The sequence below is a fragment of the Acidobacteriota bacterium genome (assembly GCA_020845575.1).
Classification (GTDB): Bacteria; Acidobacteriota; Vicinamibacteria; order Vicinamibacterales; family Vicinamibacteraceae; genus Luteitalea.
In genome coordinates, this window is the sequence record JADLFL010000027.1 from 1 (window position 1) to 22,060 (window position 22,060).

Genomic DNA, 22,060 nt, shown 5'->3' on the forward strand with positions numbered 1-22,060 from the left:
CACGTAGATGGCCTGCACGGACGTGATGGAGCCCTTCTTGGTCGACGTGATGCGCTCCTGCATCTCGCCCATCTCGCTGGCCAGCGTCGGCTGGTACCCCACCGCGCTCGGCATGCGCCCGAGCAGCGCCGACACTTCGGAACCCGCCTGCGTGAAGCGGAAGATGTTGTCGACAAACAGGAGCACGTCCTTGTTCTCGGCGTCGCGGAAGTACTCGGCGACGGTGAGGCCCGTGAGTGCCACGCGCAGACGCGCACCCGGCGGCTCTGTCATCTGGCCGTAGACGAGCGCGGCGCGCGACTTCGACGGATCGTTCACGTCGATGACGCCGCTCTCCTGGAACTCGAGCCACAGGTCGTTGCCTTCGCGCGTACGCTCGCCCACGCCGGCAAACACCGACACGCCGCCGTGCTTCACGGCGATGTTGTGGATCAGCTCCTGGATGATGACGGTCTTGCCCACGCCGGCGCCGCCGAACAGGCCGATCTTGCCGCCCTGCAGGTACGGTTCGAGCAGGTCGATGACCTTGATGCCCGTCTCGAACATCTCGAGGCGCGTGGACTGCTCTTCGAGCGACGGCGCGGCGCGGTGGATCGGCCACGACGTCTCGGACACCACGGGGCGATCCGGATAGTCCACAGGTTCGCCGAGCACGTTGAGCACGCGGCCGAGCGTGGCCGGACCGACGGGCACCGTGATGCCCGCGCCGAGGTCGACGGCGTCCATGCCGCGCTGCAGGCCGTCTGTGGGCTTCATCGCCACCGTGCGCACGCGACCTTCGCCGAGGTGCTGCTGCACTTCCGCGATGATGTCGGTGTGTCCGGCGCCGGAGGCATCGGGCACGCGCACCCGGATCGCGTTGTAGATGGCGGGCAGGTGCCCGCCCTCGAACTCGATGTCGAGCACCGGTCCGATGATCTGGACGATGCGGCCGACCTGCTGCTGCTCGATAGTGCCGTTGGCCATGATGTGTTGGTCTTGTCCCTAGAGCGCCTGCGCGCCCGATACCACTTCGATGATCTCGCGCGTGATGGCGGCCTGTCGCACCTTGTTCATGTACAGCGAGAGCTTGTCCACCATCTCCTGCGCGTTGCGCGTGGCCGCATCCATGGCGGTCATCCGCGCCGCGTGTTCGGACGCCGCCGACTCGAGCAGCGCACGATACACCTGGATCTCCACGTGCCGGGGCACGATCGTCGTGAGGATCTCCTCGGCAGACGGCTCGTAGAGGTAGTCCACGAGCGGTCCTTCCACGCCGCCGTTCTCGGGCGTGAGCTCCGGGATCGGCAAGAGGCGCTCGACCACCACGCGCTGGGTCATCGCCGACTTGAACTCGTTGTACAGCAGGTACACCGAGCTCACGCGGCCCTCGGTGAACTGCTCGATCGCGGCGTCGGCGACGTGTTGCGCGTGCGAGTGCTTCACGTGCTGGAAGACGTTGACCGCTTCGTAGCGGACGTCGAGCCCGCGGCGCACGAAGAAGTCGCGCGCCTTGCGGCCGACCAGCGCGAGCGCGACCTCACGATCGGCCGAGTGCTGCACGAACGACGAGGCTTGCTTCACGATGTTGCTGTTGAAGCCGCCGCACAGCCCGCGATCGGCCGAGACGACGATCAGCAGCGTGGGCGCGCCAGGAACCTCGGACTGCCGCAGCAGCGGGTGCAGCGACGGATCGACGCGACGCGCCACGCTGCTCATCACGCGCAGCGCCTGGTTGGCGTACGGCCGCGCGTGGACGATGCGCTCCTGGGCCCGGCGCAGCTTGCTGGCCGAGACCATCTTCATCGCCTTGGTGATCTGCTGCGTCGACTTGACGGCACGGACCCGGCGACGGATGTCGATGAGGGAAGGCATGTGACCTGATGCTTACGCGACGCCCGCGGGACGCGCCTGCCGCGACGAGAAGTCCTTCTGGTACTCCTCGATGGCGTGGACCAACTCGGCCTCGGCGTCCTTGCTGACGTCCTTCTGCTCCATGATGCTCGACAGGATGCCCGGCCGGCGCGCCGCCATGTACTCGTGGAAGCCCTTCTCCCACGCCGGGATGTCGCCGAGCTCCACGTTGTCGAGGTACCCGCGCGTGGCGACGACCAGGATTGCGACCTGGCTGGCCACCGAGAGCGGCTGGTATTGCGGCTGCTTGAGCACTTCCACCAGACGCACGCCGCGATGCAGCTGCTGCAGCGTGGCCTTGTCGAGATCGCTGCCGAACTGCGCGAACGCCGCGAGCGCGCGGTACTGCGCGAGATCGAGACGCAGCGAGCCTGCCACCTTGCGCATCGCCTTGATCTGCGCCGAGCCGCCGACACGCGACACGGAGTTGCCCACGTTGATGGCCGGGCGCACACCCTGGTGGAACAGATCGCTCTCGAGGAAGATCTGGCCGTCGGTGATCGAGATCACGTTGGTCGGGATGTAGGCCGAAAGGTCGCCGGCCTGCGTCTCGATGATCGGCAGTGCCGTGAGGGATCCGCCGCCGAGCGTGTCGTTCAGCTTCGCGGCGCGCTCGAGCAGGCGCGAGTGCAGGTAGAACACGTCGCCCGGATACGCTTCGCGCCCCGGCGGCCGGCGCAGCAGCAGCGAGATCTCGCGGTACGCCTGCGCGTGCTTCGAGAGGTCGTCGTAGATGACCAGCGCGTGCCGGCCCGAGTCGCGGAAGTACTCGCCGATCGTGCAGCCCGAGTACGGTCCGATGTAGAGCATCGGCGCGGGGTCTGACGCGGCAGCGGCCACGACCACCGTGTAGCGCAGCGCGTCGTGCTCTTCGAGCGTGCGCACGACCTGGGCGATCGTCGACTGCTTCTGGCCGATCGCGACGTAGATGCAGATGACGCCCGTGTCCTTCTGGTTCAGGATGGCGTCGACGGCGACGGCGGTCTTGCCCGTCTGGCGGTCGCCGATGATCAACTCGCGCTGACCGCGGCCGATCGGCACCATGCCGTCGATGGCCTTGATGCCCGTCTGCAACGGTTCGCGCACCGGCTGGCGATCGACGACGCCGGGAGCGAGACGCTCGATCGGATCGAAGCGGTTCGATGCGATCGGGCCCCTGCCGTCGACCGGCTGTCCGAGCGCGTTCACGACACGGCCGAGCAGCTCGTCGCCGACCGGCACCGAGATGATGCGGCCCGTCCGGCGGACTTGGTCGCCCTCGCGGATGGCGCGCGCCTCACCGAGCAGCACCGCGCCGACGGTGTCCTCTTCGAGGTTGAGCGCGATGCCGAACACGCCGTGCGGGAACTCCAGCATCTCGCCGGCCATGGCGCGCTCGACGCCCTGCACGCGGGCGATGCCGTCACCGATGGCCACCACCGTGCCGACCTCGGCCACGTCCACACCGGCCTGGAAGCCGCCGATCTGTTCGCGGATGATGCGGGAGATGTCGTCTGCTTTGATCGTCATACGTCAGCGTTCGGATGGGTGCTGAGTGTCGCGGCAGGCTCAGCCCTGCTGCGCGATCTGCTCCTTCAAGCGGGCGAGTTGTCTGGCGAGGCTGCCGTCGTAGACGAGGCTGCCCACGCGCGTGATGGCGCCGCCGATGACGGCGGGATCGACCTTCGTGGTGATCGCGACCCGGGATCCGAGGGCCTGCGCCAGCGCGTCCTGCAGGCGCGACGTTTGGCCCTCATCGATCGCCACCGCCGTCGTCACGTCGACGTCGACGCGGCGTTCCTCGCGGTGCACCAGCGTCTCGAATTCCCTGACGATGGCGGGGAGGTCGTCGGCGTGCCTGGTGTCGGCCAGGATCGTGAGGAGCGTGCGCGCGGCAGGCGGCGCCCCGATCGCGTCGGCGACCTGCTCGACGATCGCGCGCTTGGCGGCGGGCGGTACGAACACCGACATCACGGCGTCGCGGAGTTCGCCATGCGAGTCGAGCAACGCGGTGAAGGCGTGGAGGCCATCGAGCGTCTGACGCGCGATGCCCTGGTGCTGCGTCGCCTGGAAGAGCGCGCGGCCCGCACGTCTGGCTTCGAGGGACGTCATGCCAGGTTCCTCATGCGTGTCGCGTAATCATCCACCAACGCATGCTGCTCGGCGTGCGTCAGCGTGGCGCGGAGGCGCGCATCGGCGACGTCGACAATGAGTGCGGCCGCTTCGGCGCGGAGCTCGGTGCGCGCGTGGCGCGTCTGCGCGGCGATCTCGCGGCGTGCCTGATCGACGAGACGGTCGCGCTCGACTTCGGCGGCGGTCCTGATGCGCGTGCGCTCCGCGTCGAGCTCTTCGGCCCCTCGGCGGCGGAGATCCTCGAGTTCGCCCGGGAGCGCGGCGAGACGGGCTTCGATCGTCGCGAGGCGTTCGGTGGCAGCGGTGCGCATCTCCGCGGCGTCGACGAGATCCTTGCGGATCTGCGCGCCGCGCGCGGTGAGGTGATCGGCGAGCGGCTTGCGGGCCAGCCAGTAGATGACACCGACGAGGATCGCGAAGTTGGCCAGGCGCGCCAGCGTCACGAGCACGCTCTCGCCGTGCTCCTCGCCGTGGCCGGCCGGCGCGTGAGCGTCGGTCGCGTGCGCGGCCGCGGCACCGTGATCGTCAGCGGGCTGTGCCTGAAGCGCTGGCGCAAACGACAGGAGTGCCGCGACGGCGAGCGCTGCCGGCATCAGGCGCAGAAAGGTCGTTGGCGTGGCGTTGGACATCGCGGTGCGCATCAGTGGGTCCGCCCGGCGAGACGATCGGCCACCTGCTGACCGAGCTGTTGCGCGTCCTGCTGGAGCTGGGCGCGGGCCGCGGCCGTGTCTGCGGCAAGGGTCCGTCGCGCCGCGGCGAGCTCCTGCTCGGCCTGCGTCCGGGCCGACGCGATCATCTCGGTGCGCTCGTCCTGCGACTGCTTCCGCATGTCATCGAGCTCGCGATAGAAGGAGGCGCGGGCCGCGGCGGTCTTGGCGTCGAACTCCTCACCCGCGCGATGGGCCTCCGCCGCGCTGCGCTCCGCCATGACGCGCGCGGATCGCACGGCGTCCTCCCGCGCGTGCATGACGCGCAGCAGTGGCTTGAAGAACAGCTGCTGAAGGACGACAGTCAGCAGCAGCACGAACGCAATGACCCACAGGACCGACAGGTCCGGTAACACGGTGCCTCCGGGAGTATGCCGACGAGGGCGGGCTGCACCCCGCCGCTGGCAAGACGCGGGCACTGGGGCGACTCGGCGTGCCCGCCGAAACACAGACTTATACCACTATCGCCGGCAGACGTGCAATACAAGGGGGTTTGCCGTCGTACGGGGATGGACGGCGGCGCACCACCGCAGGTGGCGTGGCTTGGCGTGCCCACCGAGTCATGCGACGTCTCTCCAGGGGGCTGGCGCGGAGAGCCGGCCTGCCGTCTGTGGCGGGAGGGGGGGCGGCCCTCCGGCCCCGACCGTAGGCGTCAGATCAAGCGGACGGCCGGGGGTCCAACAGCGGGTTCGACCCGGCCGACGAGGGCGGCCAGGACGCCGCGGGCCTGCAGGGCAGTGCGGACGGCGTCGACCTGCGTGGGGTCGACCGCGGCCAGCAGGCCGCCCGACGTCTGGGGGTCGAACGCGAGCGCGCTCAGATCGGCCGGGACATCCGCACCCTCGACCACCGATCCACCGAAGTGCTTGCGATTGTTGACCATGCCGCCGGTCTTGTTCCCCAGCGCGAGGTCGCGCGCACCGGGCAGCAGGGGCATCGACGCCGTGTCGATCGCGATCGCGACACGGCTGGCGAGGGCCACTTCGCACGCATGGCCGGCGAGCCCGAACCCCGTGACGTCGGTACACCCGTGGACGGCGCCGGGCACCGACAGGAACGCCTCCGCTGCCGCCTGGTTGGTGCGTCGCATCGACGCGATGGCGGCGTCGAGCGTGGCGGCGTCGGTGCGCGCGAACTTCGCCGCCGTCGCGATCACGCCCGTGCCGAGTGGCTTGGTGAGAATCAGGGCGTCGCCGGGACGTGCGCCGGCGTTGGTCCACACGGCATCGGGCGAGGCAGTGCCCGTGACGGCGTAGCCGAACTTGACCTCCATGTCCTGCACCGTGTGTCCACCGAGCAGCGCGATGCCGCACTCCTGCAGCACGGACATCCCACCGGCGAAGATCGACTTGACGATGTCGGGCGGGAAGGCCTTCGTTGGAAACGCTGCGATGGCCAGTGCGGTGATCGGGCGCGCGCCCATGGCGTAGACGTCGCTGACGGCGTTGGCCGCGGCAATCCGTCCGTACGCGAACGGGTCGTCCACGATGGGCGTGAAGAAGTCCACCGTCTGCACCAGTGCCACATCCCCCACGACGAACACACCTGCATCGTCCGCGTTCCGGTAGTCGACCAGGACACGGGGATCGGTGGGGACGGGCAGGTCGCTCAGCACCTGAGCGAGCTCGCCAGCGGCGAGCTTGCTCGCTCAACCAGCGCAGGCGGCGAAATCGGTCAGGCGACGGTTCATGGCTTACGGCTTACGGCTTACGGACAAAGGCTCAAAGGATCAAGGGGCTTCACAAATCGGCATTCGCGGCATCGCGGCATTCTCAGGGGCTCAGTATAGAGGTGCCCAACAGCAGATCGCGCGAAACAGCCCCGGCGTCACGCGGGGCGCGGAGTCGCACGCTCCCAGGGGTTGATGATGTCCACGCTCATGGGGATGAAGTCGTCCACGTCGCGAGTGACCACGGTGAGCCCATGGACGAGTGCGGTCGCCGCGATGAGCGCATCGCGAACAGGTCGCGGATCCGGCACGTGCAGCGCGGCGGCCCGTCGAGCAACGAGCGTGTCGATCACGAGAACTCGCTCGGCGAATGTCGGGAGCACGTGCTCATCAAGCCACGTCCGCAGGATTCTGCCTTGCGTCGTATCGCGTCGCTCGACGAGCAGCGTGCCATGCTCCAGTTCCTGGACCGTGATGGCGGACAAGAAGAGGGTTGGGGCGGACACACGTCTGGCCCAGTGCGCAACATTCGCGTCCGCCTTGCCGGACTTTACTTTCCGCAATTCCGACACGACGTTGGTATCGAGCAGGTACATCACCGAAGGTCCGCGGGACGAGCGCCGTCGCGGAGCCGCGGGACCACCAGTTCGACGTCTTCAATGCCTTCCGGCTGTCCCAGCCGGTCGACGATGGAGCCTTCGCCGCTCGCGAGCTTCTGGTAATCCTCGAAGGTCAGAAGGACGTGCGCGGGGCGCCCGCGGTCGGTGATGACAACCGGCCCCCGACGGGCTGCATGTTTGGCTCGGCCGGTGTCCTGGTTGAATTCGCGACTCGAGAGTCTCGTGATCGCCGTGACAGCACCCCTCTATGTAGAGATGTTACTACATCTGGGTGCATGGCTCGAGGCAGCCAGCCCGCAAGCCGCCGCCACGCCCGCCTGCGTTCATCGTTCCACGAGATATTCGAACAGGCGGATCAGCTCGTCTTCGTTGACGAAGTCGATTTCCACGCGGCCGCCCTTCCCTTTTCGGCGGATGGCCACGCGGGTGCCGAGGGCCACGCGGAGGCGCTCTTCGGCTTCGCGCGTGTGTACGTCCTTTTTCGGCGGTTCGGGTGTCTCGGTCGTATCGGCCGGCTCGACCAGCTTCTTCGCGAGGGCCTCCGTGGCGCGCACCGACAGGTCTTCGGCAACGACCTTGTCGGCGGTCCGCACCAGCAGGGCCTCGTCCTCGATCGCCAGTAGCGCACGGGCGTGTCCCATCGACAGCTCGCCGGAGACGACCCGATGGCGGACCTGATCTGGTAACCGCAACAGACGCAAGTGGTTAGCGACAGTCGCGCGATCCTTACCGACAGCCGCGGCGATCTGTTCCTGCGTGAGGCCCGACTGCTCTCCGAGCCGCTTGTAGGCCAGCGCTTCTTCGATGGGGTTGAGGTCCTCGCGCTGGATGTTCTCGATGAGGGCCGCCTGGAGCAGCCGTTCATCGCTGATGTCGCTGATGTGGACCGGCAGCTTCAGCAGTCCGGCGATCTGCGCGGCACGCCAGCGGCGCTCGCCAGCCACGATCTCGAACCTGTCGCCCTTGCGGCGCACGACGATCGGCTGAACGAGACCGGACGCGCTGATCGACTCGGCGAGCTCCTGAAGCTTCACCTCATCGAATCTCGTCCTTGGCTGCAAGGGATTGGGGTCGATCAGGTCGAGATCCACATCCCGTTGTGGTTGTGCCGATTCCTTCGACGCCGCCTGAGGCGGGGCGACGGCTATCGGTTTCTCCGGGATCAGGGCGCTGAGGCCTCTTCCCAACGCAGGTCGTTTGTCTGATTTCTGGGCCACGGGCGTCGATCAGGAGGTGGTTGTGGTGGCCGCTTTGCGCGCCACGCGGGCGCCGTTGCGAGCCAGGAGTTCGTGTGCGAGCGAGACATAGGCCTCTGCCCCGCGCGAGCGTGGATCGTAGAGGAGCACGGGCAGGCCGTGACTTGGCGCCTCGGCGAGCCTGATATTGCGCGGGATGACGGTGTCGAACACCTTCGACTCGAAGAAGCCGCGGATCTCCTTCGCCACCTGATTGCCGAGGTTCGTCCTGTCGCCGAACATGGTCAGGACAACCCCTTCGATGTCGAGGGCGGGGTTGAGCCCATTGCGGATCCGCGTGAGTGTGGACATGAGGTCCGCGAGGCCTTCGAGCGCGAAGTACTCGCAGTGCAGCGGGATCAGGACGGTATCTGCGGCAACGAGTGCGTTCAGCGTCAGCAAGCCGAGCGACGGCGGCGTATCGATGAAGATGAAATCGTAGCGATCTCGCACTGACGCGATCAGGCGCTGCAGGCGCTGCTCGCGTTCCTCCAAGGGCACGAGTTCCACTTCAGCGGCGGCCAGATGGCGGTCCGCCGGTACGAGGTGCAGGTTGTCGACGGCTGTCTGAAGAATGGGCAGGTCTGCGTCACCCACAAGCGCTTCATAGACGGTCTGTTCAGAGCCTGACTTCTGGCCGAGACCACTCGTGAGGTTGCCCTGGGGATCCATGTCGACCACGAGCACGCGCTGATCCGCCATCGCAAGCGACGCCGCGACGTTGATCGTGGTGGTGGTCTTCCCCACGCCACCCTTCTGATTTGATACAGCGATGATCTTGCTCATGGGCGGGAACGATCAGGGTAGCACACGCCTACGCGCCTTTGGATCCGATGTTCCACGTGGAACAAGAGCGCATTCTGGCGCCAAATGTTCCACGTGGAACATTCATGCCCCCACGCGAGAGAGAACTACCAACCGGCTCCGTAGAGACTCCAGAAGGGTGCGCTCTCTGGTGAGAGCCAGGCCAGACGGGATTGCCGGAAGAGGCTGGCCAGGGCCAAGAAACCACAACTGCTGACCTCCCGGTCTCAACGCGTCCCGGAACAGCTCGAGTTGGGCCTCTTCGGCACGCACGGCGCGGATGGAGATGACATCTACCTGTTCGCGAACCAGTGGATCGACCAATGCCTGCTCGAAGCGCGACGTGACAACGCGACAGGACGCCAGATCGAGGTGCCTCACGACCTCCCTCAGGAAGACAGACTTCCGCGTCCTGACCTCCACCATGGTGAGGGAAAGGTCTGCCCGGGCGATCTTCAGTGGGATGGCAGGCGATCCGCCACCAGATCCGATGTCAACAAGGGCCCTGGCGGCGGGGTTGATCTCGGTGGCGGCCAGGGTCGGCTCCACGAGCAGGCGATCGATGGCCTCGTCCGGATCGTCGAGCGCCGTCAGGTTCATCCGCGCGTTCCAGCGCTCGAGAAGATCCAGGTACGCGAGGAGTTGATCAATCTGGACGTCAGACGCGCGCGCACCAGCCAGCGACAGCCGCTTCTCCAGTCGCCGACGGGCGTCTCGCGCGGTACCAGAATTACGAGAAGTCACTGCATCGTCTCGAAGGCGCTAAAGAGCCTGTGAAGGAATCGCGTGTCGGTGCGGGTGGCGCCGGACGCGGCCGCCCCGCCCGCGCGCAGGCGCGTCAGTCGTACAAGGGCCGTTCGCGCCGAGGGCGGGTGGGGCTGTCCGGCGACAGGACCCGCGCCTCCGGAAACCATGGTCTTCCCAACCTCTCTCAACTCCCATGCTCGGCTGGCATCGTCCGCCTGGCGAGGGCGGCGCTGATCAGGGCGAGGGCGGCTGGCGTGACACCGGGGATGCGGCCGGCCGAGGCGACTGTCGGTGGACGGGCTTCGGACAATCGCTGCTGCAGCTCCGTCGACAGGCCCGCCAGACCCTCGAACGCAAATCCGTCAGGAACGCGCTGCGCCGCGTAGCGCTCGGCACGCTGCACTTCCCTGTTCTCACGCTTCAAGTACCCAACATATCGACAGTCTGCGTCAAGCGTCGCAATATCTAGTGATGGCACGAGTGGATCGAGCGTCAGATCGAGGCTCGATTCTCGCGTCACCAACTCGGCCAACCTGACCGCCGGGTTCCGCAACGCCTCCGCCGCCGGCACACGGTCTCCCGAAGGCGTCTTCACGAGCGTCGAGCGCAGGACCTCTTCGTTCCGCGCGTACCTGGCGCGACGCGCATTGAACCGACCCCACCGATCCTCGGTCACGGTCCCGATTTCTCGCCCCTTCGGCGTGAGCCGCAGATCGGCATTGTCGATCCGCAGCCGCAGCCGGTGCTCGGCCCGCGAGGTGAACATCCTGTACGGTTCCAGGCACCCGCGCGTGACGAGGTCGTCGACGAGAATCCCGATGTAGCTCTCGTGCCGCTCCAACACGACTGGCCCCCTCCCCCCTGCCCGCCGCGCCGCGGTGACGCCAGCCACCCACCCCGGAGCGGCCGCCTCCTCGTAGCCGGACGTCCCGTTGATCTGACCAGCCAGATAGAGCCCTGCCGTAGCTCGAACCTCCAACGTATGGTGTAGTCCCGTCGGCTGGACGAAGTCGTACTCGACGGCGTACCCCGGCCTGATCAGCTCCGCGCGCGACAAGCCCGGAAGCGCCCTCACGATGGCTTCCTGGACCTCGGCCGGGAGACTCATCGAATACCCGTTGATGTAGACCTCGTCCACATCGAGCCCCTCCGGCTCCAGGAAGAGCTGGTGGGCCTCCTTCTCCGGGAAGCGCATCACCTTGTCTTCCAGCGACGGGCAGTAGCGCGGGCCAATGCCCGTGATCTGGCCGTTGTACAGCGGCGACTCGCCGATGTGGTGCCGCACCAACTCATGCACGCGCGCCGTTGTCCTGGCGGTGTGGCAGTGGACCTGCCGCAAGGGCAGTTCCGTTGTCAGGAACGACAGCGGCACGGGTTCGGCATCACCAGGCTGTTCCTGGAGCGCGTCGAAGTCGATCGATCGCCGGTGCACGCGCGGTGGGGTTCCCGTCTTGAGGCGACCAACTGGCAGCCCGAGGGCTCGAATCGACTCTGCCAGCGACACGGCAGCCGGCTCATCGAACCTGCCGGCGCGACGCTGCACGGGGCCGATGTGGATCAATCCGTCGAGGAACGTCCCCGTCGTCACCACCACCTGCCGGGCGGCGATCTCGCCGCCACCATCCAGGCGCACGCCCCACACCGCACCGCCCTCGACAATGAGGGCCGACACATGGCCGTAAACCAGTGCGATCGAGGGCTCGCGCTCGAGCACCGCGCGAACCCACGCCGCGTAGCGCTGCTTGTCTGCCTGCGCGCGCGGCGACCACACGGCGGGGCCGCGACTCCGGTTCAGCAACCGGAACTGGATGCCCGTGGCATCGATCGCCTGCCCCATCAGACCGCCGAGCGCGTCGATCTCCCGTACGAGATGGCCCTTCGCCGTCCCACCGATTGCGGGATTGCACGGCATCTGGCCGATCGTCTCGGGCGACAACGTGCACACCACGACCGACGCGCCGAGGCGCGAGGCGGCCCACGCGGCTTCGATGCCAGCGTGTCCGGCACCAATCACGATGACGTCAGCGTGTGGCGGCGACATCCCGAATAGTGAAGACCCTACTTACCAATACAGAACGACGAGAAGATGGTCTCGAGCACATCGTCGGGCGTCTCCACGCCGCGCAGATCCTCGAGGGCCACGAGCGCGTCGTGGAGGTCGGCAAGAATGTACTCCTCCGAGCCCTCGTCGACTGCCGTGGCACGCGCACGCGCGATCGCGTCGGCGCACGCCGTCACGAGCGATCGATGCCGTGCGCGCGTCAGAATTGCCCCGTCCCACCGTGCCTGTCCGAGTTCGGCGGCCAGACGCTCCGAGAGCGTGTCGATCCCCCGCCCTGTCAGCGCACTCACCATGATGGCATCTGCCGGGCACCAGTCCGGCACGCCGTGCGTGCCACGGGCTGAAGCCCCAGGCGTCCAGTTCTCCATCGCGCTGGCGTCAGTGCCCTGCGCCCTCCACTTGTCCATCTTGTTGAGCACGCACAGGCGGGCGCGGCCGTCGAGCGTGGCCCACAACGCCTCCGATCCTTCGCGATCCTCGTCCGTGCCCGACGGATCAACGACGAGGATCACGAGGCTGGCAGACGCCGTCGCTTCCTCCGCGCGCGCCACGCCCTCCTGCTCCACGGGATCTGTCGTGTGACGCACGCCGGCCGTGTCGATCAACTGCACCGGGACGCCGCCGAACACGGTGCCCTCCGCCAACACGTCTCGCGTCGTTCCCGCCACCGGGGTCACGATCGCGCGCGGCCGCTTCAACAGACCGTTGAACACGCTCGACTTCCCTGCGTTGGGCCGTCCGGCGATCACCACACGCGCGCCGTCATGGAGTCGCTGCCCCGCATCCGCCGACTCCAGCAGACGCACGCACGCGTCGTGCACAAGCCCGAGACGCGCCACCAGGTCGCCCCGCTCGATGAAGTGGAAGCCCTCGTCCGGGAAGTCGAGCGACGCTTCCAGCAGCGCCCGCACCCGCGCGATGTCGTCGCCGATACCGATGATGGCTGCGCTCAGCGCACCTTCGAGATGACGCGACGCCACGCGGACCTGCGCCCGCGTCGTCGCGGCGATGACATCAGCGATCGCTTCGGCCTGGAGCAGATCGATGCGGCCATTCAGGTACGCCCGCCACGTGAACTCACCTTCGCGCGCCAGTCGCGCGCCCCCGTCGATGCACGCCTGCAGCACCGCATCGACGATCACTGGCCCCCCGTGCGTGTCGATCTCCACGCACTCTTGTCCCGTGAATGATTGTGGCGCCACGAACGTCGTGACCAGAGCCGTCTCCGTGAGGTCGTCCGGCGGCAGGCGCAACGTGACCAGCGTTGCCGCGCGCGGCGCGAAGTGCGTGCGGCCCGCGAGGCGCGACGCCAGCGCGATCGCGCCCGCACCGCTCAGACGAATCGTGGCAAGTGCGCCGCGTCCCTGCGGTGTCGCGAGCGCGACGATGAGGGTCTCCGGGGTCGAGACCATGAGGTCCCGCGCGTCAGCGCAGCGAGATGATGACGGTCTTGACCTGTCCGTCGCCCTGACTCTCGGACGACACGGCCGGATCGAGGGACACCTCGAGGTGGACCAACCGCCGCGCATACGAGTTCAGCGGTCCCATCTCCTGCGGCGTCCCTGTCGTCTTCGCCTTCTCGATGAGGAACTTCGCCATCTGGCGCAGTTCGGCGTCCTTGCCCTTCCTGAAACCCAGGCAGTCCACGACGATGCGGCCGTCGCGGCCCGTCTGCTCGCGCCAGATGCTGTTCACCAGGTGCTGCAGCGCGTCGAGCGCTTCACCCTTGCGCCGCACGAGGAGTTCGCCCTCCTCGCCCGTGATGTCGACCTCGACGCCCTCGTCGGTGGCCTTCGACGCCACGGTGACGGAGATACCCATCGCCGTGACGACGTCGGCGACGAACGCGGCGATCTGCTCGTGAAGACTCTGCGTGGTCATGGCTCGTGGCTCCGTCGAATCAGGCGCGCACCGGCTTGGCGGGAGGCACGATCCTGTTGGTAAGGTACTGCTGACCGATTGTCAACAGGTTGCTGAACAGCCAGTAGATCACCAGGCCGCTCGGCGCCCACAGGAAGAACACCAGGAACATCAGCGGCATGAGCATCATGATCCGCTGCTGCGCGGGGTCCATGCTCGCCTGCGGCGTGATCCACTGCTGCCACAGCATCGTCGCGCCCATGATGACGGGCGTGATGTAGTACGGATCGTGTTGCGACAGGTCGTGGATCCACAGCGTGAACGGCGCACCGCGCAGCTCGATTGCCACGCTCAGCAGCGAGTAGAACGCGAACAGGACCGGCATCGTGAGGAGCATCGGCACGCAGCCACTGGCGGGGTTCACGCCGGCAGTCTTGTACAACTCCATCAACTCGGTGTTCATCTTCTGCTTGGCGGGATCGGTCGCCTTCAGGCCGGCATAGCGATCCTGGATCGCCTTCACGCGCGGCTGGATCTCCTGCATCTTCCGCATCGAGACCACGCTCTTGTGGCGCAGCGGGAAGATGGCGACGTTGATCAGCACCGTGAGGACGACGATCGACCAGCCGTAGTTGCCGACGTAGCCGTTGATCCACTTGAGCGCGCGCAGCAGCGGCACCACGAGCCACGCGAACCAGCCGAAGTTGATCGTGCGCACGAGTTGCTGGTCGGCGCGCTGCAGCAGGTCGAAGTCCTTCGGTCCGAGATAGACCTTCACTTCGCTCGGCGACTGCGCGAAGCCGAGCGCGTACGAGACGAGCGACCGCGGACCCGCCGGGGTCTGCACGGCGTGCGTCGCGTACTCCACGCGCGTCTGCCTGTCCAGCAGTGCCGCGGCGAGGAAGTAGTGGTCGTCGGCGCCCGCGTAGCGGTACGACTTCTCGAACACGCGCTGGGTGGCGAAGCTGTCGGCCGTGTGGCGCTCGATCTCGTCGCTGTACGCGATTCCGGCAGGCGGCTGGTAGTACGTGCCGAACATGAAGCCGCCCGACGGCTGCGCGCGTTCGATGTCGCCCACGCCTGGCCCCGAGTGGATCGCGAAGTTCTGCGGCTGACCGTTGTTGACGACCTGCGCGGAGAAGCCGACGAGGAACGGCTGTCCGTCGCGCTGGAACACGAACTCCTTGGTCGCGCGCAGGCCCGACGGATCGCTGTAGTCGAAGCGCAGCGTCCGCGGTCCCTCGCCGCTCAGGTCGAGCGACGGCGCGCTCGGGGTGAAGTCGGCGGTCGCGAGCGTGCTCGAGATGGCCGCGTCGTTGGTGGTAATCGAGAACGCCGGACGCACGTTCGTCTCAGGCGCGTCCGCGATCAGGTCGAGCGGCTCGCCCTGGCTGCTCGGATAGTGCTTGAGCGTCCAACTGAGGAGCACGCCGCCGCGCGTCGAGAACTCCGCCCGGAAGTCGTTGGACTCGACCACCACACGTGCGCCGGCCGTCGCGGCCTGCGCCGCTGCGACAGGTGTCGCCGGCGATGTCGATGGCATCGCGGCGGTCGGCGCTGCCGCGGTCGGCGCGCTGGCCGGTGCCTGACCTGCCTCGACCTGACCTGTCATCGCCGCCGGCTCGGTCGCCGCCTGCGCGGGTTGTGGCGGACGAGGGGCCAAGAAGCTCTGATACAGCAGCAGCACCGCCAACGACAGCAAGACGGCCTGCAGGACGCGATTTTCCATTGAGGAACCTGGTGATTCGGGTGCGGTCATCGCGGAGACGGCGGAACGGGATCGAACCCGGATCCGCCAAACGGGTGACAGCGTGCGAGTCGCCTGACGGCGAGCCACGCACCCCTGAGTAGTCCGTGTTGCTCGAGCGCCGACATCGCGTACCGGGAGCACGAGGGCTCGAACCGGCAGCTTCCGGCGAACAAGCGTGACAGCGTCAGCTGATAGACCCTCACGAGGGCCATCGCGACGCGCGCGCCGGGGCCTGGCGTCACGGCGCCGGGTCCTGACACGACGGTTGGGTCCTGACCTTCAGCCGGCGGAGCCCGGCCAGAAAGTCGGCGACCAGTTCGGGCTGGGAGACCGTGTCGAAACCGCGTCTGGGAATGATCACGAGGTCGATGCCGGGGAGGGGCTTGTGGTGCCTGAACAACTCCCGTGCGCGCCGCTTGGCCCTGTTCCTGACGACAGCCGGCCCGAACTTTCGCGTGGCCGACACGCCGAGGCGGGCTACAGCTGCGGTCGACGCACAGGCGAACATCGTCATGAATCGCGCGTGGTGCTTGCGACCCTGCTCGTACGCGCGCAGGAACTCGGGCCGTCGGCGGACCCGCTCGGCGGGTCGCAGGGTATGCCGCATGGCGGCAGGCGACTAGCGCTCCGAGGAGACCGTCAGGCGCTTGCGGCCCTTGGCGCGACGGCGCTTCAGGACCAGGCGGCCGTTCTTCGTGCTCATGCGCACGAGGAACCCGTGGGCCTTGGCGCGGCGGCGATTGTTGGGCTGAAAAGTACGCTTCATGGCTGCTGGCGATTCCGTGAGCGTGACCGGGACTGCCGGGCGCTCGATGTCAGCGGCCACACCTCGACCGCGAACTGCCGATGGTAGTCCAGCGCTGCCGCGCTGTCAACGCCTGACGCCCGCTTCCGGCACCTCTGGCGCTCTGTTACACTCGCCGTCCGGCCCGACCCGACAGGCGATTTCGTGCCAGTTTTCCACAGCTGTGGAAAAAACTGTGGAAAAGATCGGGCTTTCGCCTGCTTGTCGACTATCCGCCTGCGGAAAATCGGCCGTCGTCATGTAAGCGATGGCCGAAACGTGGCTCTTTTAGGCTATTTTCGTGATTTTCGCCCCGTCACACCGGCGTCACACATGTCCCCCGGTGTTCGGCGAAAGTCACCCCGGCAGATGACATGAGCGAGCAGATCTGGGACCGTGTGCTGGCGCGTGTCGAGGCCAAGCTGAACCGTCACACGTTCCTGACGTGGTTCAAGCCCACCCGCTTCATCAGAGACGATGGCGACACGCTCATTGTCGAGGTGCTGGATGGCACCGTGCGCGACTGGATGTTGCGCCATTACGCGTCGATCCTGACCGAATCCCTGGCCGAGATCGGCAGGCCGGGGGTGGTGGTGTCGTTCGTTCCCGGTGACGGCACGCGCCTGGCAGAGCCCTCGCCCGATGAGGAGATCCTCATCCACCAGCAGGCTGATCCCGAGGCGGTCGACTCCCGATCCCAGGACCCATCCGGCCTGAACCACCGCTACACCTTCGAGACGTTCGTTGTCGGACCGTCGAACCAGTTCGCCAACGCGGCCGCCCGCGCCGTGGCGGAGGCACCGGGCCGGTCGTACAACCCCCTCTTCCTCTACGGCGGCGTGGGCCTGGGCAAGACGCACCTGATGCACGCGGTCGGACAATACGTCGACCGACATCATCGCCAACTGGCGCTGACCTACATCTCGTCGGAGCGCTTCATGAACGAGATGATCAACGCCATCCGCTACGAGCGCATCATCGAGTTCCGCGAACGGTATCGCAACGTCGACGTCCTGCTCGTGGACGACGTGCAGTTCCTGGCAGGGAAGGAAGCGACCCAGACCGAGTTCTTCCACACGTTCAACGCGCTCTACGACGCCGGCAAGCAGATCGTCATCAGCAGTGACAGACCGCCGCACGAGATTCAGGCGCTCGAAGAACGCCTGCGATCCCGCTTCAACTGGGGCCTCATCGCAGACATCCAGCCACCGGATCTCGAGACGCGCGTGGCGATCCTCGAGAAGAAGGCCGATGCCGACGGCGTGCCGCTGCCAGACACGGTGGCGCACTTCATCGCCACCAAGATCAAGTCGAATATCCGCGACCTCGAAGGCTCGCTCATCAGGCTCGTCGCGTACGCGTCGCTCACCGGCAAGGACATCACCGTCGCCCTTGCGCAGGACGTGCTGCGCAGCGTGATCGGCACCGACGAGAGGGCCGTCACCATCGACACGCTCGTGAAGTACGTGGCCGAGTACTACGGCGTGCGCCCCGGCGAACTCAAGGCCGCCGGCAACTCGCGCACCGTCGTCATCCCCCGCCAGGTGGCGATGTACCTCTGCAAGAGCCTGACGGCGGCCTCGCTTCCCGACATCGGACGCGCCTTCGGCAAGCACCACTCCACGGTCATCCATTCGATCCGGAAGGTGGAGGAGGAACGGAAGAAGGACGCCGATTTCAACAGTCAGATCAACGCGATGCTCGACAATTTTCGCTAGAGCGCGCGAGCGCGAGCGCTGTTTTCCACAGCCCGGTGCACGCGCGCGTGTGCATCACCTGTTGAACGCCGGTCCGCGACAGGCCGCCCACAGAACGGCCCACGGTTTTCCACAGATCGCCTCCACACGGTAAGTAACTGTCGCATCGGGCTTTACCACGTGCTTCCACAGCTTCAACCGCCCTTCGATCTCTGGTATACTTACTTTCTTGTGATCTCTCTGGAGAAAGTTCTCCTGAGGGACGTCGCGCGTCGCACAGGGCTTCAGAGCCCCGCTCACGAGGAATCGACTGCATGGAACTGGTGGTCCGCAAGAACGATCTGCTTCGCGAACTGCAGTTGTTTCAAGGCATCGTCGAACGCAAGAACACGATGCCGGTCCTGGCCAACGTGCTCCTGCGCGCCGATGGAGAGCAGGTCGAACTGGTGGCCACCGACCTCGACGTGGGCTTGCGCAGCGCCTGTCCCGTGCAGAGCATCGCCAAGCCGGGCACCCTGACGCTGCCGGCCAAGAAACTGTTCGAGATCGTGAAGGCCCTGCCCGAGACCGACATCCGGATCGAGCAGAACCGATCGGGCGTCACCGTTGCCGCCGAGCGTTTCGAGTCGCACCTCTCGACGCTGCCGGCCGACGACTTCCCGCAGTTGCCGACGACAGGCGACGTGGTCGCCACGCTGAAGCGCGATCCCATTCGCCAGATGGTCTCCAAGACCATGTTCGCGATCACCGGCGAGGACACGCGCTACTACCTGAACGGCGCACTGTTCGTCCTCAAACCCGACAGCATGAGTCTGGTTGCGACCGACGGACATCGTCTCGCGCTCGTGACGGTGACGATCGAGACGGATGTGGCCGAGACCAAGGCGCTCCTGCCCAAGAAGACGATGCAGGAGTTGAGTCGCCTGCTGGCCGATGGCGACGGCGACGTCGTGTTCGAGCGCGCAGAGAATCATCTCTTCTTCACGGTTGGTGGCAGGCGTCTCTTCTCGCGGATGATCGACGCGCAGTTTCCCGCGTACGAGCGCGTCATCCCGAAGAACAACGACAAGGCCATCGAGTTCGAGCGCGACCGCCTCACGAGCGCGATTCGCCGTGTGTCGCTGCTCTCCAACGACCGGTCGCGCGCGGTGCGCCTGCTCATCAGCAACGGCAAGGTCGAGGTCACGTCGCAGAGCCCGGATGTGGGCGAAGCCCGTGAAGAGTTGCTGGTGACCTATGAAGGCCCAGACGTGCAGATCTGCTTCAACGCACAGTACGTGACCGACTTCCTGGCGGCGGTCGAGACCGAGCAGGTCAGCCTGTCGTTCAGGGACGAGATGAGCCAGGCCGTGATGCAGCCCGTTGGCGCCGACGGCTACGAGTACACGTACGTGATCATGCCGATGCGGCCGTAAGCGCCAGCTTCCGCATCAGCCGCGCGCCTCGTCAGGCGCGCCGCGCTCGTGGCCGGAATCTGATCAGTGGATTCCGGTGAACGATCCTGTGAGTCCAGATGGAACCGATCAGCACCCCGAACACCGAGTCCACCACACCGATGCGTCCCGTGAACGGGGCGGCCGAAGATTACGGCGCAGAATCGATCAAGGTCCTCGAAGGGCTGGAGGCGGTTCGCAAACGCCCTGGCATGTACATCGGGACGACCGGTGAGGCCGGGCTGCATCACCTCGTCTACGAAGTCGTGGACAACGCCGTGGACGAGGCCCTCGCCGGGTACTGCACCCAGGTAGACGTCACGATCCACGTCGACGACTCGATCACCGTGGTCGACGATGGGCGCGGCATTCCGGTGGACATGCACGAGAGCGGCAAGTCAGCGGCCGAAGTCGTGCTCACCGTGCTGCACGCCGGCGGCAAGTTCAACCAGGAAGGCAGCGCGTACAAGGTCTCGGGCGGCCTGCACGGCGTTGGCGTGTCTGTCGTGAACGCGCTGTCCGAACTGCTCGAACTCGAGATCTGGCGCAACGGGCACGTGCACCAGCAGGCGTACTCGCGCGGCGTTCCACAGGGACCACTCACGCAGACAGGCACGACGAAGAAGCGCGGCACGAAGGTCCACTTCAAGCCAGACGCGACGATCTTCGAGACCAGCGCGTTCAGCTTCGACACGCTCAACAATCGCCTGCGCGAACTCGCGTTCCTCAACGCCGGGATCATCATCACGCTCCAGGACGAGCGCGGTGAAGGGAAGTCGGCGCGTTACGAGTACAAGGGCGGCATCGTCGAGTACGTGCAGTTCATGAACCGCGCGAAGCGCGCCGTCCATGAATCGCCCATCTACATGCGCGGCGAGCGCAACGAGATCGACGTCGAGATCGCGCTGCAGTGGAACGACTCGTACGACGAGAACCTCTACACCTTCGCCAACAACATCAACACGCACGAAGGCGGGTTCCACCTCTCCGGGTTCAAGGCGGCGCTGACGCGCACCGTCAACGCGTACATCGCGAGCGCGAATCTTCCGAAGGACCTCAAGGACACGCCCATCAGCGGTGACGATGCGCGTGAAGGGCTCGCGGGCGTCATCAGCGTCAAGATCCCGAATCCGCAGTTCGAAGGACAGACCAAGACCAAGCTCGGCAACACCGAGGTCAAGGGCATCGTCGAGACCATCGTCAACGAGCGTCTGGGCGCGTTCTTCGAAGAGAACCCCGGCGTGGCCAAGGCGATCATCCAGAAGGCCGCCGACGCGGCGCGTGCGAGGGAAGCGGCGCGCAAGGCGCGCGATCTCGTGCGTCGCAAGGGCGCGCTCGACGGCAGTTCGCTACCGGGCAAGCTCGCCGACTGCCAGGAGCGCGATCCCGCGCAGAGCGAGATCTACATCGTCGAGGGCGACTCCGCGGGCGGGTCGGCCAAGCAGGGCCGCGACAGGCGCTTCCAGGCGATCCTGCCCATCAAGGGCAAGATCCTGAACGTCGAGAAGGCGCGCTTCGACAAGATGCTGAGCAGCGACGAAATCAAGACGATGATCGCGGCGCTCGGCACGGGCATCGGCCGCAAGCGAGAGGAGACCGATCGCGACGGGTTCGACCTCTCGAAGCTCCGCTACCACCGCGTGATCATCATGACCGACGCGGACGTGGACGGATCGCACATCCGTACGCTCCTGCTGACGTTCTTCTACAGGCAGATGCGCGAACTGATCGACAACGGTCACATCTACATCGCGCAGCCACCCCTGTACCGCGCCAAGCGCGGCAAGCAGGAGGTCTACATCAAGAACGATGGCGACCTCGAGTCGTACCTGATCCGCCGCGCCGCCGACTCGCGCGTGCTCACACTTGCGGACCGCGGTACGGAATACCGCGGCGAAGCGCTCGAAGCGCTGCTCCACCGCATGATCGCGTTCGATCGCAATCTCCGCCAGGTGGAACGGCGCGGCGTGCCACAGGACGTGGTGAGCGCGCTGCTGTCGGCCGGCGCGCGCGATCGCGAGTACTTCAGCGACCGTGCGCGTCTCGACTCGCTCGCCTCCACGCTCGAGCAGGACCAGCGCACGATCACCGTCGTGGCCGACGAGGAGCACAACGCGTTCCTCCTCGAAATCGACGACAGATCAGCCGGGTATCCGCGCGTGTCGCGCGCCGGCGTGGATTTCGTGCAGACGCCGGACTTCCGCGCGCGGCTCAACAGCCACCGCGACGTGGCGAGCATCGGCGGACGCATGGTCGTGTCGCACGTGAGCGCCGCGGCGGAAGACGTGGAGGATGCGGCGCTCGTCGAAGGCGCGGACGACACGCCTGCGGCCGACGTCGTTGCCGAACCCGTGCGGCGCACGGCGAAGAAGGACGCCGATCACGAGGTGCGTTCGCTCTCCGACCTGGTCGACTACTTCCTCGAAGCCGGACGCAAGGGCGTGGCGATCAACCGCTACAAGGGTCTCGGCGAGATGAACCCGGACACGTTGTGGGAGACCACCATGAAGCCCGAGGTGCGCACGCTGCTCCAGGTGCGCGCCGAAGACCAGGCCGAAGCGGACCTGATGTTCTCCACCCTCATGGGCGACCAGGTCGAGCCGCGCCGCAAGTTCATCGAGGACAACGCCCTCGACGTGAAGAACCTCGACGTCTGACGCGCGGGCCAATCCCGCACCCGACACCCG

22 protein-coding genes are annotated in these 22,060 nt (G+C 66.6%); 3 read left to right on the forward strand and 19 right to left on the reverse strand.

Annotated features, from left to right (window positions below; genetic code table 11):
* From atpD to rpmH, 19 genes are all read right to left on the reverse strand, one after another.
* A partial coding sequence (gene atpD / locus IT182_07935) for a F0F1 ATP synthase subunit beta (GenBank protein MCC6163264.1) occupies positions 1 to 966 on the reverse strand: 966 nt, incomplete at its 3' end.
* Between the two features lie 18 nt (positions 967 to 984).
* Positions 985 to 1,854 carry an ATP synthase F1 subunit gamma gene (gene atpG / locus IT182_07940; protein ID MCC6163265.1) on the reverse strand — a complete coding sequence of 290 codons (870 nt, stop codon included), beginning with the start codon at positions 1,852 to 1,854 and terminating at the stop codon, positions 985 to 987.
* Positions 1,855 to 1,866: 12 nt separating this feature from the next.
* Complete coding sequence (locus IT182_07945; protein ID MCC6163266.1) at positions 1,867 to 3,402, reverse strand: F0F1 ATP synthase subunit alpha; 1,536 nt, start codon at positions 3,400 to 3,402, stop codon at positions 1,867 to 1,869.
* A gap of 39 nt (positions 3,403 to 3,441) precedes the next feature.
* A complete protein-coding gene (gene atpH, locus IT182_07950) occupies positions 3,442 to 3,984 on the reverse strand; it encodes an ATP synthase F1 subunit delta (protein ID MCC6163267.1) in 543 nt (180 codons plus the stop codon).
* A complete protein-coding gene (locus IT182_07955) occupies positions 3,981 to 4,646 on the reverse strand; it encodes an ATP synthase F0 subunit B (GenBank protein MCC6163268.1) in 666 nt (221 codons plus the stop codon). Before IT182_07955 ends, atpH begins: the two co-directional genes overlap by 4 nt.
* A complete protein-coding gene (locus IT182_07960) occupies positions 4,646 to 5,068 on the reverse strand; it encodes a hypothetical protein (GenBank protein MCC6163269.1) in 423 nt (140 codons plus the stop codon). The genes IT182_07955 and IT182_07960 overlap by 1 nt, the downstream gene beginning before the upstream one ends.
* A gap of 296 nt (positions 5,069 to 5,364) precedes the next feature.
* On the reverse strand, positions 5,365 to 6,327 hold the full coding sequence (selD, locus tag IT182_07965) for a selenide, water dikinase SelD (GenBank protein MCC6163270.1): 963 nt from the start codon (positions 6,325 to 6,327) through the stop codon (positions 5,365 to 5,367).
* Between the two features lie 212 nt (positions 6,328 to 6,539).
* Complete coding sequence (locus tag IT182_07970) at positions 6,540 to 6,977, reverse strand: type II toxin-antitoxin system VapC family toxin (protein ID MCC6163271.1); 438 nt, start codon at positions 6,975 to 6,977, stop codon at positions 6,540 to 6,542.
* Entirely contained in the window at positions 6,977 to 7,228 is a 252-nt protein-coding gene (locus tag IT182_07975) for a type II toxin-antitoxin system Phd/YefM family antitoxin (GenBank protein MCC6163272.1), read from the reverse strand. Before IT182_07975 ends, IT182_07970 begins: the two co-directional genes overlap by 1 nt.
* A 96-nt stretch (positions 7,229 to 7,324) precedes the next feature.
* Entirely contained in the window at positions 7,325 to 8,092 is a 768-nt protein-coding gene (locus IT182_07980) for a ParB/RepB/Spo0J family partition protein (GenBank protein MCC6163273.1), read from the reverse strand.
* Between the two features lie 135 nt (positions 8,093 to 8,227).
* On the reverse strand, positions 8,228 to 9,022 hold the full coding sequence (locus tag IT182_07985; GenBank protein MCC6163274.1) for a ParA family protein: 795 nt from the start codon (positions 9,020 to 9,022) through the stop codon (positions 8,228 to 8,230).
* A gap of 102 nt (positions 9,023 to 9,124) precedes the next feature.
* Entirely contained in the window at positions 9,125 to 9,784 is a 660-nt protein-coding gene (gene rsmG, locus IT182_07990; GenBank protein ID MCC6163275.1) for a 16S rRNA (guanine(527)-N(7))-methyltransferase RsmG, read from the reverse strand.
* 187 nt (positions 9,785 to 9,971) lie between these two features.
* A complete protein-coding gene (gene mnmG, locus IT182_07995) occupies positions 9,972 to 11,828 on the reverse strand; it encodes a tRNA uridine-5-carboxymethylaminomethyl(34) synthesis enzyme MnmG (protein MCC6163276.1) in 1,857 nt (618 codons plus the stop codon).
* Between the two features lie 17 nt (positions 11,829 to 11,845).
* The gene (mnmE, locus tag IT182_08000) at positions 11,846 to 13,261 is read right to left on the reverse strand and encodes a tRNA uridine-5-carboxymethylaminomethyl(34) synthesis GTPase MnmE (protein MCC6163277.1); all 1,416 of its coding nucleotides are present in this window, start codon (positions 13,259 to 13,261) and stop codon (positions 11,846 to 11,848) included.
* Between the two features lie 13 nt (positions 13,262 to 13,274).
* The gene (locus tag IT182_08005) at positions 13,275 to 13,730 is read right to left on the reverse strand and encodes a hypothetical protein (protein MCC6163278.1); all 456 of its coding nucleotides are present in this window, start codon (positions 13,728 to 13,730) and stop codon (positions 13,275 to 13,277) included.
* 19 nt (positions 13,731 to 13,749) lie between these two features.
* Positions 13,750 to 15,438, reverse strand: coding sequence for a membrane protein insertase YidC (gene yidC, locus IT182_08010; GenBank protein ID MCC6163279.1), 1,689 nt, complete (start codon positions 15,436 to 15,438; stop codon positions 13,750 to 13,752).
* A 26-nt stretch (positions 15,439 to 15,464) separates the two neighbouring features.
* A complete protein-coding gene (gene yidD, locus IT182_08015) occupies positions 15,465 to 15,671 on the reverse strand; it encodes a membrane protein insertion efficiency factor YidD (GenBank protein ID MCC6163280.1) in 207 nt (68 codons plus the stop codon).
* 26 nt (positions 15,672 to 15,697) lie between these two features.
* Positions 15,698 to 16,066, reverse strand: coding sequence for a ribonuclease P protein component (rnpA, locus tag IT182_08020; GenBank protein ID MCC6163281.1), 369 nt, complete (start codon positions 16,064 to 16,066; stop codon positions 15,698 to 15,700).
* Positions 16,067 to 16,078: 12 nt separating this feature from the next.
* On the reverse strand, positions 16,079 to 16,225 hold the full coding sequence (gene rpmH, locus IT182_08025; protein ID MCC6163282.1) for a 50S ribosomal protein L34: 147 nt from the start codon (positions 16,223 to 16,225) through the stop codon (positions 16,079 to 16,081).
* Positions 16,226 to 16,617: 392 nt separating this feature from the next.
* Between rpmH and dnaA the strand changes: the two genes are divergently transcribed.
* From dnaA to gyrB, 3 genes are all read left to right on the forward strand, one after another.
* Complete coding sequence (gene dnaA, locus IT182_08030) at positions 16,618 to 17,961, forward strand: chromosomal replication initiator protein DnaA (GenBank protein ID MCC6163283.1); 1,344 nt, start codon at positions 16,618 to 16,620, stop codon at positions 17,959 to 17,961.
* 293 nt (positions 17,962 to 18,254) lie between these two features.
* Entirely contained in the window at positions 18,255 to 19,355 is a 1,101-nt protein-coding gene (locus IT182_08035; GenBank protein ID MCC6163284.1) for a DNA polymerase III subunit beta, read from the forward strand.
* Between the two features lie 98 nt (positions 19,356 to 19,453).
* Positions 19,454 to 22,030 carry a DNA topoisomerase (ATP-hydrolyzing) subunit B gene (gene gyrB / locus IT182_08040; GenBank protein MCC6163285.1) on the forward strand — a complete coding sequence of 859 codons (2,577 nt, stop codon included), beginning with the start codon at positions 19,454 to 19,456 and terminating at the stop codon, positions 22,028 to 22,030.
* Positions 22,031 to 22,060: the final 30 nt, after the last annotated feature.

Bases quoted from the DNA above. Each gene is read 5' to 3' on its own strand.
- atpG (MCC6163265.1), bottom strand. From the start codon at position 1,854: ATGCCTTCCCTCATCGACATCCGTCGCCGGGTCCGTGCCGTCAAGTCG.
- IT182_07945 (MCC6163266.1), bottom strand. From the start codon at position 3,402: ATGACGATCAAAGCAGACGACATCTCCCGCATCATCCGCGAACAGATC.
- atpH (MCC6163267.1), bottom strand. From the start codon at position 3,984: ATGACGTCCCTCGAAGCCAGACGTGCGGGCCGCGCGCTCTTCCAGGCG.
- IT182_07955 (MCC6163268.1), bottom strand. From the start codon at position 4,646: ATGCGCACCGCGATGTCCAACGCCACGCCAACGACCTTTCTGCGCCTG.
- IT182_07970 (MCC6163271.1), bottom strand. From the start codon at position 6,977: ATGTACCTGCTCGATACCAACGTCGTGTCGGAATTGCGGAAAGTAAAG.
- IT182_07985 (MCC6163274.1), bottom strand. From the start codon at position 9,022: ATGAGCAAGATCATCGCTGTATCAAATCAGAAGGGTGGCGTGGGGAAG.
- mnmG (MCC6163276.1), bottom strand. From the start codon at position 11,828: ATGTCGCCGCCACACGCTGACGTCATCGTGATTGGTGCCGGACACGCT.
- mnmE (MCC6163277.1), bottom strand. From the start codon at position 13,261: ATGGTCTCGACCCCGGAGACCCTCATCGTCGCGCTCGCGACACCGCAG.
- IT182_08005 (MCC6163278.1), bottom strand. From the start codon at position 13,730: ATGACCACGCAGAGTCTTCACGAGCAGATCGCCGCGTTCGTCGCCGAC.
- yidC (MCC6163279.1), bottom strand. From the start codon at position 15,438: ATGGAAAATCGCGTCCTGCAGGCCGTCTTGCTGTCGTTGGCGGTGCTG.
- yidD (MCC6163280.1), bottom strand. From the start codon at position 15,671: ATGGCCCTCGTGAGGGTCTATCAGCTGACGCTGTCACGCTTGTTCGCC.
- rnpA (MCC6163281.1), bottom strand. From the start codon at position 16,066: ATGCGGCATACCCTGCGACCCGCCGAGCGGGTCCGCCGACGGCCCGAG.
- rpmH (MCC6163282.1), bottom strand. From the start codon at position 16,225: ATGAAGCGTACTTTTCAGCCCAACAATCGCCGCCGCGCCAAGGCCCAC.
- dnaA (MCC6163283.1), top strand. From the start codon at position 16,618: ATGAGCGAGCAGATCTGGGACCGTGTGCTGGCGCGTGTCGAGGCCAAG.
- IT182_08035 (MCC6163284.1), top strand. From the start codon at position 18,255: ATGGAACTGGTGGTCCGCAAGAACGATCTGCTTCGCGAACTGCAGTTG.
- gyrB (MCC6163285.1), top strand. From the start codon at position 19,454: ATGGAACCGATCAGCACCCCGAACACCGAGTCCACCACACCGATGCGT.